The 12571-nt window shown below is 68.4% G+C and carries 10 protein-coding genes; 8 read left to right on the top strand and 2 right to left on the bottom strand.

Annotated elements, in window-relative coordinates; genetic code table 11:
* Positions 1–38 precede the first annotated feature (38 nt).
* Positions 39–2273, bottom strand: a complete 2235-nt coding sequence (locus RAN53_RS11650; protein WP_305796985.1) for a primosomal protein N' — start codon at positions 2271–2273, stop codon at positions 39–41.
* A gap of 186 nt (positions 2274–2459) precedes the next feature.
* Between RAN53_RS11650 and rpmE the strand changes: the two genes are divergently transcribed.
* Together rpmE and RAN53_RS11640 are read left to right on the top strand one after the other, a co-directional pair.
* Positions 2460–2672, top strand: a complete 213-nt coding sequence (gene rpmE / locus RAN53_RS11645) for a 50S ribosomal protein L31 (RefSeq protein WP_305796984.1) — start codon at positions 2460–2462, stop codon at positions 2670–2672.
* Between the two features lie 186 nt (positions 2673–2858).
* Positions 2859–4127, top strand: coding sequence for a malic enzyme-like NAD(P)-binding protein (locus RAN53_RS11640; RefSeq protein WP_305796983.1), 1269 nt, complete (start codon positions 2859–2861; stop codon positions 4125–4127).
* 90 nt (positions 4128–4217) lie between these two features.
* On the opposite strand, the gene RAN53_RS11635 is transcribed toward RAN53_RS11640, so the two are convergent.
* On the bottom strand, positions 4218–6734 hold the full coding sequence (locus RAN53_RS11635; protein ID WP_305796982.1) for a penicillin-binding protein 1A: 2517 nt from the start codon (positions 6732–6734) through the stop codon (positions 4218–4220).
* 274 nt (positions 6735–7008) lie between these two features.
* Between RAN53_RS11635 and pilM the strand changes: the two genes are divergently transcribed.
* The 6 genes from pilM to aroK all read left to right on the top strand — a co-directional run bounded on the left by pilM (position 7009) and on the right by aroK (position 12571).
* Positions 7009–8070, top strand: coding sequence for a type IV pilus assembly protein PilM (pilM, locus tag RAN53_RS11630; RefSeq protein ID WP_305796981.1), 1062 nt, complete (start codon positions 7009–7011; stop codon positions 8068–8070).
* Positions 8067–8654, top strand: coding sequence for a PilN domain-containing protein (locus tag RAN53_RS11625; RefSeq protein ID WP_305796980.1), 588 nt, complete (start codon positions 8067–8069; stop codon positions 8652–8654). Before pilM ends, RAN53_RS11625 begins: the two co-directional genes overlap by 4 nt.
* Complete coding sequence (locus RAN53_RS11620) at positions 8651–9274, top strand: type 4a pilus biogenesis protein PilO (protein WP_305796979.1); 624 nt, start codon at positions 8651–8653, stop codon at positions 9272–9274. The genes RAN53_RS11625 and RAN53_RS11620 overlap by 4 nt, the downstream gene beginning before the upstream one ends.
* Positions 9274–9807, top strand: coding sequence for a pilus assembly protein PilP (locus RAN53_RS11615; protein ID WP_305796978.1), 534 nt, complete (start codon positions 9274–9276; stop codon positions 9805–9807). The genes RAN53_RS11620 and RAN53_RS11615 overlap by 1 nt, the downstream gene beginning before the upstream one ends.
* A 110-nt stretch (positions 9808–9917) precedes the next feature.
* Positions 9918–12029 carry a type IV pilus secretin PilQ gene (pilQ, locus tag RAN53_RS11610; RefSeq protein ID WP_305796977.1) on the top strand — a complete coding sequence of 704 codons (2112 nt, stop codon included), beginning with the start codon at positions 9918–9920 and terminating at the stop codon, positions 12027–12029.
* Positions 12029–12571 carry a shikimate kinase AroK gene (aroK, locus tag RAN53_RS11605; protein WP_305796975.1) on the top strand — a complete coding sequence of 181 codons (543 nt, stop codon included), beginning with the start codon at positions 12029–12031 and terminating at the stop codon, positions 12569–12571. The genes pilQ and aroK overlap by 1 nt, the downstream gene beginning before the upstream one ends.

Raw genomic sequence — 12571 nt, 5'->3', positions numbered from 1 at the left:
CCGGCGCTTCTTGCTGTGTATGGCGGTGAGGGCCATGTTCAACTGAGCGTCTGAGGATCGATATCCAGCGACCAGCGTACCCGGCGCGCCTCGGGGGTGGCTTCCAGCCAGGCGGTGAGCCAGGCGCTGGCCTCATGCAGGGCGCTGCGCTTCTCGGCACCCAGCATCAGCTGCAGATGGTAGCGGCCCTGGCGCCGCTCCATGGGCGCCGGCACCGGGCCCAGGCAGTCCACCGCAAGCTCGCGCTCGGCCAGCCAGCCGCGCAGGGCGGTGGCGGCACGGCTGCCCAGCGCGCCGGCGGCGTCTTCCCTGGCGCTCTCCAGGCGCAACAGGGCCAGGAAGCGGAAGGGCGGTAGGGCCGCCGCACGGCGCTCCTCCAGCAGCCGGTCGGCCAGGGCGGCGTAGCCGCGCTCGGCCAGCAGGCGCAGGTGCGGGTCGTCGGGGTGCATCGTCTGCACCAGCACCCGACCGGGATGGGCGGCGCGCCCGGCGCGGCCGGCAACCTGCACCAGCAGTTGGGCGCCCTGCTCCAGGGCGCGGAAGTCGCTGGCATAGAGGCCGGCATCGGCGTTGACCACCACCACCAGGGTAACGTGGGGCAGGTGGTGCCCCTTGGCCAGCATCTGGGTGCCCACCAGCAGGCAGGGCTCGCCGCGGCGCACCTCGGCCAGCACCTTCTCGAAGGCGTCGCGCCGGCGTGTGCTGTCACGGTCGATGCGGTGCACCGGCACCTTCGGGAAGCGCCCGGTCAGGGTCTCCTCGGTACGTTCGGTGCCGCTGCCCAGGGGGCGCAGGTCGATGCTGCCGCACTCGGGGCAGCTCTCCGGCAGGGCGCGGCGGCGGTCGCAGTGGTGGCAGGCCAGCAGCGGCGGCTGACGGTGCAGGGTCATGCGGGCGTCGCAGGCATCGCACTCGGCCAGCCAGCCGCAGGCGTGGCAGGCCAGCGTCGGGGCGAAGCCGCGCCGGTTGATGAACACCAGCACCTGGTGGCCGGCCTTCAGGGTCTCCGCGATCGCCTCCAGCGCCGGCGGCGCCAGGCCGCCCAGACGCGGGCGTCCGCGCAGGTCGAGCAGCTCCAGGCCGGCGGGGGCATGGCGGGTGGCGCGGCGGGTCAGCGGCAGGTGACGCCATTCGCCGCGGCGCGCTCGGGCCAGGCTCTCCAGCGAGGGCGTGGCGCTGCCCAGCAGCAGCGGAATACGGTGGTGGTGGGCGCGGGCCACGGCGAGATCCCGGGCATGGTAGCGCAGCCCGTCCTGCTGCTTGTAGGAGCCGTCATGCTCCTCGTCGACGATGATCGCCCCGGGGCGGGCGAGGGGGGTGAAGATCGCCGAGCGCGTGCCGATCACGATGGGGGCCCGGCCGCTGGCGGCGGCCTCCCAGGCATCCAGGCGCTCGTGGTCGGTGAGCCCTGAATGCAGTGCCACCACCGGCACCCGGAAGCGCTTGCGGAACCGCGCCAGGGTCTGGGGGGTGAGGCCGATCTCCGGCACCAGCACCAGCGCCTGGCGGCCGCGGCCCACCACCGCCTCGATCAGCTGCAGGTAGACCTCGGTCTTGCCGCTGCCGGTGACCCCCTCCAGCAGGCAGGGATGGTAGGCATCGAGCCGCTCATGAAGGGCCGATAGGGCGTGGGCCTGCTCACGGTTGAGCGGCAGCGCCGGGTCGGCCAGCAGGTGGTCGGCATCGGGCAGGGGGGGAGCGGTAAGCGGCTCCTCGTGGCGCTCGACGAGCCCCTTGACGGCGAGTGCCTTGAGCTGATCGCGGCTGAAGGCCTGGGCCAGGATCGCCTGGCTGGCCAGGCCGTGGGGGTGCTGGCGCAGCATCTCCAGCAGCGCCGCCTGGCGCGGGGCGCGGGGCAGAGCATCACTGCCGGCGGCATGCCCCGCGGGGGTGAGGGCCCAGCGCTCCCGGATGCGGGCGGCAAGCGCGCGCCCCTGGCGCAGCAGCACCGGCAGCGCCTGGTGCAGGGTGTCGCCCAGCGGATGCTGATAATAGCGGGCCGTGAAGCGGCATAACCACAGCCAGTCTTCCGGCAGCGGGGTGTCGTCCAGGCAGGCCAGCACCGGCTTGAGATCGGCCAGCGGCAGCTCGCCCCGGTCGCGGCACTCCACCACGATGCCGACCACCTCCCGGCGTCCGAAGGGTGCCCGGACGCGCAGTCCCGGCTGCCAGCCGCAGGCCGGCGCCTCTCGGGCAGGGCGATAGTCGAAAAGGCGGTGCAGCGGCGAGGGGATGGCGACGCGCAGCACGCGCGGGGCGAGCGATTCAGGCAATTGGCCTCCGGCGGCGGCTCTGGTAGAATGCGGCGCTCCCCGGCGCCTGGTCGGCGCTTCGGGGGTTCCGGTGAGTTCCCATGATTGCTCGGCAACCGCTAGACAGGTGCCCGGCAACCGATAGACAACCGTATGCGGTGCCTGGCAGCGGATCAGGTGGCGGCATACAGCGCAACGAGGCTCAAGATGAAACAAGGTATCCACCCCGAATACAAGGCGATCAACGCCACCTGCTCCTGCGGTGCCACTTTCGAGGTCGGCTCCACCGCCGGCCACGACCTGGAGCTGGACGTCTGCTCCCAGTGTCACCCCTTCTATACCGGCAAGCAGAAGCAGGCGACCACCGGTGGTCGTGTCGAGCGCTTCAACAAGCGCTTCGGCGCCGCGCTCAAGCGCTGATCGCGTTGCGGCTCTACGCCGTGCGTGCCGAGAACCCGCCCCCTGGGCGGGTTCTTGCGTATCTGGCCGGAATAATGTCGACAATGGCGCCCAATGAACGCCGATCGGTCATCACGCATGGTGCTGTAAAGATATGGAAGCTTTTTCTATACTCTGGATCACGACTCTACCCAAGCGGACACAAGCATGACTGACGCAAGACAGGCAGCGCTGGACTATCACGCCAAGCCCATTCCCGGAAAGCTCTCTATCGAGCTCACCAAGCCCACCGCCACCGCCAGGGATCTGGCCCTGGCCTATAGCCCTGGTGTGGCCGAGCCGGTACGCGAGATCGCCCGCGACCCCGAGAACGCCTATCGCTACACCGGCAAGGGCAACCTGGTGGCGGTGATCTCCGACGGCACCGCCATCCTCGGCCTGGGCAACCTGGGGCCGCTGGCCAGCAAGCCGGTCATGGAAGGCAAGGGGGTGCTGTTCAAGCGCTTCGCCGGGATCAATGCCGTCGATATCGAGGTCAACGCCGAGAGTCCCCAGGCCTTCATCGATACCGTGGCGCGCATCGCCGATACCTGGGGTGGCATCAACCTCGAGGACATCAAGGCCCCCGAGTGCTTCGAGATCGAGCAGGCGCTCATCGAGCAGTGCAGCATCCCGGTGTTCCATGACGACCAGCACGGCACCGCCATCGTCACCACGGCGGGCACGCTCAATGCCCTGGCCATCGCCGGGAAGTCGGTCGAGGAGGCGAAGATCGTCTGCCTGGGCGCCGGTTCTGCCGCCATCGCCTGCATGAAGCTGCTGGTCAGCTGCGGCGCGCGTGCCGAGAACATCTACATGCTTGACCGCAAGGGAGTGATCCACAGCGGGCGTGAGGATCTCAATCAGTACAAGGCGATGTTCGCCGTGGACACCGACAAGCGTACCCTGGGCGACGCCATCGACGGCGCCGACGTGTTCCTGGGCCTGTCCGGTCCCAACCTGCTTTCTCCCGAGCAGCTCAAGAAGATGGCCCCCAACCCGGTGGTATTCGCCTGCTCCAACCCGGATCCGGAGATTCATCCGGAGCTCGCTCACGAGACCCGCGATGACGTGATCATGGCGACCGGGCGTTCGGACTATCCCAACCAGGTCAACAACGTGTTGTGCTTCCCGTTCATCTTCCGCGGCGCCCTGGACGTGCGTGCCACGCGCATCAACGAGGAGATGAAGGTGGCCGCGGTGCACGCCCTCAAGGACCTGGCCCGGGAACCGGTGCCCAGCGAGGTGCTCGAGGCCTACGAGATGGAGAGCATGAGCTTCGGTCGTGACTACATCATTCCCACGCCGGTCGACGTGCGTCTGCTGGACCGCGTGACCTCCGCGGTGGCCCAGGCCGCCGTGGACTCCGGGGTGGCGCGCAAGCCCTATCCGTCCCATTACCCGCTCAAGACCGTCGACGACGTCTACGGCGGCTGATGCCGAGCGTCGAGCAAACCGGATAGAACGAGATCGGGGCCCAGCTGGGCCCCGATCTCGTTGTGGTGCTGCCTCCTGGCGGGTCGCCGCCTAGAAGATCGCCTCGTAGGCGCCCGTCCCCTGGGAGCCGCTCTGCTGTTCCACCTCGCGCTCCACGCGCCGCGGCTGGGCACTGGGCAGGTGGTCGGGGTGGAAGATCTCGCTGATGCCCCCACTCGACAGGCGCCTGCCGGTATCGGGGTCGACCTGGGCGGTGACCAGGCCGGCGGGCGGTTCGGGCATCGCCGGGGGCTGTCCCTCCAGGGCCTCGCCCATGAAGGTCATCCAGATCGGCAGGGCGGCGCTGGCACCGTACTCGGCGGTGGTGGTGTTGTCGTCCTTGCCCAGCCAGACCGTGGCCACCAGGTTGCTGTTGAAGCCGGCGAACCAGGTGTCGCGCTGGCCGTTGGTGGTGCCGGTCTTGCCGACGATATCCTCGCGGCCCAGCTCCAGGGCGCGGCGCCCGGTGCCGTTCTCGATCACGTCGCGCAGCATGTCGCGCAGGATATAGAGGTTGATGGGGTCCACCACCCGGGCGGCGACCGGATAGCGCTTGTCACCGATGGTGACCTGCTCCTGCCCCGGGGCGCAGTCGCGACAGGCGACGGCGGGGCTGGCCTCTTCCACGACCGTCTCGCCCTTGGCGACGCGCTCGACGAACCAGGGGGAGACCTTGAAGCCGCCGTTGGCCAGTACCGCATAGGCGTTGGTCATCTCCAATGGCGTCAGGCTGGCACTGCCCAGTGCCAGGGAGAGGCCGTTGGGCAGGCGCGCCTCCTCGAACCCGAAGCCCTCGAGGAAGCCGATGGTCTCGTTCAGGCCCACCTCGCGCAGCACGCGGATGGTGACCAGGTTGCGCGAGCGGGCCAGGGCGTTGCGCAGGCGCATGGGGCCCAGGAAGTCACCGCTGGAGTTGACCGGACGCCACAGCTCGTTGCTGCCGTCGTTGATCACCACGGGGGCATCGTTGACCACGCTGGCGGCGTTCATCCTGCCGCTCTCGAGCGCCGCCAGGTAGATGAAGGGCTTGAAGATGGAGCCCGACTGGCGCTGGGCCTGCACGGCGCGGTTGAACTTGCTGGCGTTGAAGTCGAAGCCGCCCTGCAGGGCGAGGATGGCCCCGGTCTCGGGGTGCATCACCACCAGCGAGCCCTCGGCGTCGGGGCGCTGGGCCAGGCGCAGGCTGCCGTCCTCCCGCTCCATTACCCGCACCAGGTCGCCGCGGCCGGCGATCTCGGCCGCCGAACCGGGCTCCGGGCCGCGGTACTGGGCGTTGCGGTACTCGCGGGCCCAGGAGAGGCCATCCCACTCGATGGTGCCCAGCTCGCCGTCGCGCATCAACACGCGCATCTGGCGGCCTTCACTCGCCACCACGATGGCCGGGTGAAGCAGGCCGTAGCGCGGGGTGCGCTCCAGCACCTGCGCCCAGTTGCTGACGTCGCCGTCGATGCCCTCGACCCGGGTCTCGCTGCGTTCGGCGGCGCGCCGGGCGGTCTCCAGCACCTCGGGCGATTCGTCGAGCTCCTCCTCCAGGCCGCTGCGTTCGGTGCGGTCCTGGGCCTCGGCCAGGCTTTGCGGCAGCTCCTGCTCCTCCGGGCCGCGCCAGCCGTGGCGGGTGTCGTAGTCGACCAGGCCACGGGCCAGGGCGCGACGCGCCATGGGCTGGAGCTCGCTGTCCAGGGTGGTAGTGATGTTGTAGCCGCCGGTGTAGGCCTCGCTCTCGCCGAAGCGGTCCACGGCATACTGGCGGGCCATCTCGGCGACGTAGTCGGCATCCACCTCGGCCTGGGCCACGTGGCGCTCGGCGGTGATCGGCGCCTGCACGGCCTCGTCATAGGTGGCCTGATCGATATGCCCCAGGTCGCGCATGCGGAACAGGATCCAGTTGCGGCGGATCAGCGCGCGCTCGGGGTTGGTCAGCGGGTTGAAGCTGGAGGGTGCCTTGGGCAGGCCGGCGATCATCGCCGTCTCGGCCAGGGTCAGCTCGGCAAGCGGGCGGTCGTAGTAGATCTCGGCGGCGGCGGCGATGCCATAGGCGCGGTGGCCGAGGAAGATCTTGTTGACGTAGAGCTCGAGGATCTCCTCCTTGCTGAGCACCTGTTCCATCTGCAGGGCGAGCAGGATCTCGCGAATCTTGCGGGTGAAGGTGCGGTCCAGGGTCAGCAGGTAGTTGCGCGCCACCTGCATGGTGATGGTGGAGCCGCCGGACTGGATCTCGCCGCCGCTGGCGACCAGTTCGCCGGCCGCGCGCAGCAGCCCCATGGGGTCGACGCCGCGATGTTCGTAGAAGCGGTCGTCCTCTGCGGCCAGCAGCGCCTTGATGAAGGGCTCGGGGATCTCGGCATGGTCGACCGGCAGGCGCCGCTCCTCGCCGTATTCACCGATCAGCTTGCCGTCGCGGGTATAGATGCGCAGCGGGGAGTGCAGCTCGAAGTCCTGGAGCTGGCGCACGTCGGGCAGCCCGGGGGCGAAATAGAGGGCGGCGCCCACCACGCCGAGCCCGGCCGCGGCGATCAGAGAGACCATGAGCCAGGCCAGGGAGAAGAGCAGGGTTCTGATAAACGTCATGAAGTGGCGGTGTCCATGCAGGGAACTGGAGCGGTTGTGATGCGATGACGAGAGATCCGGTTGCGCGGCCATTATAGGAAGCCGGGGCGGGGGTCACCAGCGTTGACGGTGCAAGCCCAAGGTTTACCGTGTGACCATTGGCAAGATCATGTAACCTCATGCTACAGGATGGGAACAACAATCGAGACCTGCCGACATTCGTAAGGCAGGCGCCATGACAAGGCGGGCAAGCCGCAACCGATAGCCCGCACGAGACAGCAGGGGCAGGACCGAGATGCGATTGATGGCATCCAGCAAGGGACTGATCGGCGTCGACATCACCTCGGCCACGGTCAAGCTAGTGGAACTCCGGCGAGCTGGCGCCACTTATCAGGTGGAGAGCTATGCCGTCAGGCCGCTGCGCGAGGGCGCGGTGGTCGAGCGGCGCATCCAGGACATGGGCGAGGTCGTCGATGCCCTGACCCGAGCCGTTCAGCAGGCCAAGCCGCACAGCCGCCAGGCGGTGGTGTCGGTGCCCGCCAGCGCGGCGATCACCAAGACCCTCACGCTGCCGGCGTCGCTCAGCGACGACGAGATCGAATCGCGCATCCAGCTCGATTCAGACAAGCACATTCCCTTTCCGTTCAGTGAGGTCGCCTTCGACTTCCAGCGCCTGGGGCTCAACGCCCGCTACGCCGACCAGCAGGACGTGCTGCTGGTGGCCTGTCGGCAGCAGGACGTCAGCCAGCTGACCGATGCCGTGATGCAATCCGGCCTGACGCCGGCGGCGGTGGATGTCGAGACCTTCGCCATGGAGCGTGCCTTCACCGAGGTGCGCCACCAGCTGCCGGCGCTCAGTGGCGAGGAGGATTGCGTGGCGCTGGTCGATATCGGTGCCACCATGAATACCTTCCATGTGCTGCGTCAGGGTCGCGTCGTCTACAGCCGCGATACCGTGTTCGGCGGCCGGCAGCTCACCGAGGAGATCCGCAATCGCTACGGGCTGAGCTACGACGAGGCGGGCCTGGCCAAGAAGCGTGGCGGCCTGCCGGATGACTACCAGCGCAGTGTCCTCGACCCCTTTCTCGACACCCTGGTCCAGCAGGTGGGGCGCTCGCTGCAGCTCTACTACACCGCCGGACGCAAGCAGGAGGTGCGTCACATGGTGCTGGCCGGTGGCTCCAGCGTGCTCCCGGGGCTGGCCGAGCGCCTGGCCCAGGAGAGCGGCATGGAGGTCTCCATCGCCAACCCCCTGGCGCGCATGAAGGTCAACAACCGCATCGACGTGCAGACCCTCTCCGGCGATGCGCCGGCGATGCTCACGGCCTGCGGCCTGGCAATGAGGGTGCGCCCATGACCATCGAGATCAACCTGCTGCCGTGGCGAGAGGAGCAGCGCGCCCGACGCAGCAAGCGTTTCTATGTGGCCCTGGGGCTGGCGGCGCTGCTCGGGCTCGGTGGCGGCTACGGCATGACCTGGTACTACGAACAGGAGGCCGAGGCCCAGCGCCAGCGCAATGCCCATATCGAGGCCCAGAGCCGCCAGCTGGACTCCGCCATTCGCGAGATCAGCGAGCTCGAGCAGATCCGTGAGCAGATGCTCGAGCAGGTGCGGGTCTTTACCGAGTTGCAGAACGGGCGCACCCAGACGGTACACGTGATGAGCGACCTCACCACCAGCCTCGAGGAGGGCGTGCATTACACCCAACTCAATCGCCAGGGCGACAGCCTGCGCCTCTCCGGCCGGGCCGAGGATAACGGCCAGGTCTCCGACCAGCTGCGTCGATTGGCGGCAGCGGTCTCCTTCACCGAGCCGGTGCTCTCCGAGGTGGAAGCCGAGGGAGGCGGAGAGCGCAGAAGCTTCAGCCTCAGCATGAGCCAGCGCATGCCCGAAACGCCCGCCCAGGCACCGCAAGGCGAAGCCGAGGAGGAGGGGTCATGAGTCTCAACGCCGAGATGCGCCGCCTGCGTGAGCTGGACTGGCGCGAACTGGATATCAAGGAGGCCGGGATCTGGCCCTGGTCGCTACAGCTGCTGCTCTGCCTGGTGCTGCTGGGCGTGACCTTCTTCGGCATGCACTGGTACCTGGCCGGCCCCGCCAAGGAGCAGCTCGATCAGGTCAGGGCCGAAGAGCCGCAGCTGATCCGCGACTACCGCAGCAAGGCGGCCCAGGCCGCCAACCTCGAGGCCATGCGCGAGCAGATGGGCGTGCTCGAGGCACGCATGGACACGCTGCGCGAGATGCTGCCCAGCGGTGCCGAGATTCCGGCGCTGATCGACGACATCACCGAGACCGCCCTCGACAATCAGCTGACCATCGATTACATCCGCCTGCGCGGCACCGCGGCGCGGGAGCACTACGTCGAGCAGCCCTTCGATATCCAGGTGCGCGGCGACTATCACCGCATCGCGGCCTTCCTGGCCGGGGTGGCCGGGCTGCCACGCATCGTCACCCTGCACGACATGACCCTGGTGCCGGAGGGGGGAGATGGCCAGAACCTGCGCCTCTCCATGCTGGCGCGCACCTACAGCTATCGGCAGAGTGGGGAGGGCGGCTCATGATGGCCTGGCAGAAAGCGTTCCTCGCCGTGGCCGGCCTGGCGCTGATCGCCGGCTGTGCCGACCCGCAGTTGGCCAGCCTCGATCGCGACCTGGCCGATATCCGCAGCAACCCTGGCCCGACGCCCGTTGTGGAGCTGCCGGAGATACCCGACTACGCACCGGTCCCCTACGATGAGGCCGACCTGCGCAGCCCCTTCGTGCCGCGGCTGCCCGAGGCGGAGCAGCAGGCCCAGGGCTCCGTGGAGCTGGCGCCCGACCTGGCTCGCGAGAGGGAGACGCTGGAGGCCTACAAGCTCAGCGAATTGCGGCTGGTGGGCACCCTCACCCAGAGCGGCCAACCCTCGGCGCTGGTACGTGCACCGGATGGCCAGGTCCATCGGCTGCGGGTCGGCAACCATATGGGGAGCGACTTCGGCCGCATCGTCAGCATCACCTCGTCCACGGTGCAGCTGATCGAGGTAGTGCCGACCGGGCGTGGCGGCTGGATCGAGCGCACCACGCGCCTCGAGCTCAATGACCAGGATGGCGCCTGACACACGGCAGGTTGGCCCGGAAACGGTCCACGGCCAGTCATAAAAAGCGAATAGCACAGCAAGCCTATCGCCGTTCCAGGGGAACGGCGTCAAGCGGGGGGAAGGGAACCATGCGATCACTCATCATCAAGCGTGCCGCGGTATTGCTCGCCATGCTGGCGGTGTCGGGAACCGCCCTGGCGGCCTCGACGCTCGAGGGCCTCGACTTCCGGCAGGGTGCCAGCGGTGAGCTCGAGGTCGATCTCGACTTCGCCGGCTCGGTGCCCGAGGTGCGGGGGTATCGAATCGATGACCCGGCGCGGCTGACCATCGACCTGATGGAGACCGACAACCGCCTCGATCGCCGCAGCTACTCACTGGGCATCGGCGGCGTTCAGCAGGTCACCGCCCTGGAGGCCGGCTCGCGCACCCGCCTGGTATTCGACCTCGAGGGGCCGCTGCCCTACAACACTCGCGAGCAGGGCGACCGCCTGCGCCTGGCCATCGGCGGTGGTGCCGCCGATACCGGCGTGGCCGCCCGTGCCGCCAGCCCTTCCACCACCCCGACGGCCAGCGCCACGTCAGCCGCCGCGCGGTCCGAGCCGGCCCCGCGCCAGCCGGTCAGCAGCGGCCCCAGCGTCGAGGATATCGACTTCCGCCGCGGCAGCGATGGTGCCGGTCGACTGGTCGTCACCTTCGACCGCGCCGGCGTCGATGCCCGGGTGCGCGAGAGTGGCCGCAACCGCATCACCGCCGAACTGATGGACGTCGACCTGCCCACCTCCCTGGACCAGGTCTACGACGTCAGCGATTTCGGCACCCCGCTGCAGCGCGTGACCCCGCGGGTAGGGCGCAACGGCGTGACCCTCGATATCCAGGGCAGCGGCGACTACGCCATGGTCTCCACCCAGAGCGGCCGCCAGCTGACCATCGAGGCCCAGCCGGTCACCCGCCAGCAGCAGGAGCAGCGGGTGCGCGAGCAGTTCCCCTACACCGGCGAGCGCATCACGCTGAACTTTCAGGATATCGAGGTGCGCTCGGTGCTGGCGATCATCGCCGACTTCACCGGCCTCAACCTGGTGGCCAGCGACAGCGTGCAGGGTCGCGTGACCCTGAATCTCGAGGATGTGCCCTGGGACCAGGCGCTGGACCTGGTGCTCAAGAGCCACGGCCTGGCCAGCCGCCAGGACGGCAATGTCATCGTGGTGGCGCCCGCCGCCGAGCTCGCCCAGCGGGAACAGCTCGAACTGCAGACCCGCGAGCAGCTCGAGACCCTGGCGCCGCTGGAGACCGAATACATCGAGGTCAAGTACGCCAAGGCGAATGATATCGCCGCCCTGCTGCGCGGTGGCGGCCAGTCAGGCTTCGGCCTGCTGACCGAGCGCGGCAAGGTGGCGGTGGACCCGCGGACCAATACCCTGTTGATCCAGGATACCGCCGACCAGATCGATAGCATCATGGATACCCTGGAGCGCCTCGACGTTGCGGTGCGCCAGGTGCAGATCGAGGCGCGTATCGTCATCGCCGGTCAGACGGCCTCGCGCGAGCTGGGCGTCAACTGGGGGGCCTCCTCGCCGGATCGCCGCGTCGGCGGTCGCCTGGATCTTGGTGGTGCCTCGGATGGGACCCCCATTTCCGGGCTTGGCGGACTGGCGGTAGATTTCGGTTCGACCGACCGTGGCGTCGGCGGCATGACCAGTTTCGCCTTCGGCTACCTCTCCGGCGATGTGCTGCTCGACCTGGAGCTGCGCGCCATGGAGAGCGATGGCAAGAGCTATACCATCTCCCAGCCGCGGGTGATTACCGCTAACCAGACCACCGCGGTGATCAAGCAGGGGCAGGAGCGGGCCTATCGCGAGGCGGCGGCCAGCGGCGCCTCGGCGGTGGATTTCAAGGAGGCGGTGCTCTCCCTGGAGGTGACGCCCCAGATCACCCCGGATAATCGCATCATCATGGATGTGGCGATCACCAATGACACCTTCGGCGAGTTCAACCCCGGCGAGGAGCCTCCGATCAACAAGAACGAGATCGAGACCCAGGTGCTGGTGGACAATGGTCAGACCGTGGTGCTGGGCGGCATACTGCAGACCGAGGAACTGCAGAACCTGGTCAAGACGCCCTTCCTGGGTGATATCCCGGTGCTCGGCAACCTCTTCCGCTATACCCAGGAGAGCAACGACAAGGTAGAGTTGTTGGTATTCATTACCCCTCGAATCCTGGACGACGGTGTGGCCCTTCGCTGATGCTGGCACTACCCAACCTGATACTGATCGGCCCCATGGGGGCCGGCAAGAGCACCATCGGCCGCCTCCTGGCGGCCGAACTTTCTCGCGACTTCCTGGATACCGATCATGAGATCCAGGCGCGCTGCGGCGCCGATATCCCGTGGATCTTCGACGTCGAGGGCGAGGCGGGTTTCCGCGACCGCGAGACCCAGATGATCGACGAGCTGACCCATCGCGAGGGCGTGGTGATCGCCACCGGCGGCGGCGCCGTGCTGCGCGAGGAGAATCGCCGCATGCTGCGCGAGCGGGGCACCGTCATCTACCTCTTCACCACGGTGGAGCAGCAGCTCAAGCGTACCGCCAAGGACCGCAACCGGCCGTTGCTGCAGCGCCCCGACAAGGAGGCGGTGCTGCGCGAGATGTTCGGCGTGCGCGACCCGCTCTACCGTGCCACCGCCGACCTCACGGTGCGCACCGATCGCCGCGGCCCGCGTGCGGTGGTCAACGACATCGTCCGCCGCGTGACACGGCTGGTCGACCCCCTGCAAGCCAAGGCCTGA

Origin of the sequence: Halomonas sp. SSL-5 (assembly GCF_030708455.1) — a bacterium.
Classification (GTDB): Bacteria; Pseudomonadota; Gammaproteobacteria; order Pseudomonadales; family Halomonadaceae; genus Halomonas.
The sequence above is the reverse complement of the archived record's forward strand: the minus strand, read 5'-3'. Positions and strand labels throughout refer to the sequence as shown.

Bases quoted from the DNA above. Each gene is read 5' to 3' on its own strand.
- RAN53_RS11640 (WP_305796983.1), top strand. From the start codon at position 2,859: ATGACTGACGCAAGACAGGCAGCGCTGGACTATCACGCCAAGCCCATT.
- RAN53_RS11635 (WP_305796982.1), bottom strand. From the start codon at position 6,734: ATGACGTTTATCAGAACCCTGCTCTTCTCCCTGGCCTGGCTCATGGTC.
- RAN53_RS11625 (WP_305796980.1), top strand. From the start codon at position 8,067: ATGACCATCGAGATCAACCTGCTGCCGTGGCGAGAGGAGCAGCGCGCC.
- rpmE (WP_305796984.1), top strand. From the start codon at position 2,460: ATGAAACAAGGTATCCACCCCGAATACAAGGCGATCAACGCCACCTGC.
- RAN53_RS11615 (WP_305796978.1), top strand. From the start codon at position 9,274: ATGGCCTGGCAGAAAGCGTTCCTCGCCGTGGCCGGCCTGGCGCTGATC.
- aroK (WP_305796975.1), top strand. From the start codon at position 12,029: ATGCTGGCACTACCCAACCTGATACTGATCGGCCCCATGGGGGCCGGC.
- pilM (WP_305796981.1), top strand. From the start codon at position 7,009: ATGCGATTGATGGCATCCAGCAAGGGACTGATCGGCGTCGACATCACC.
- pilQ (WP_305796977.1), top strand. From the start codon at position 9,918: ATGCGATCACTCATCATCAAGCGTGCCGCGGTATTGCTCGCCATGCTG.
- RAN53_RS11620 (WP_305796979.1), top strand. From the start codon at position 8,651: ATGAGTCTCAACGCCGAGATGCGCCGCCTGCGTGAGCTGGACTGGCGC.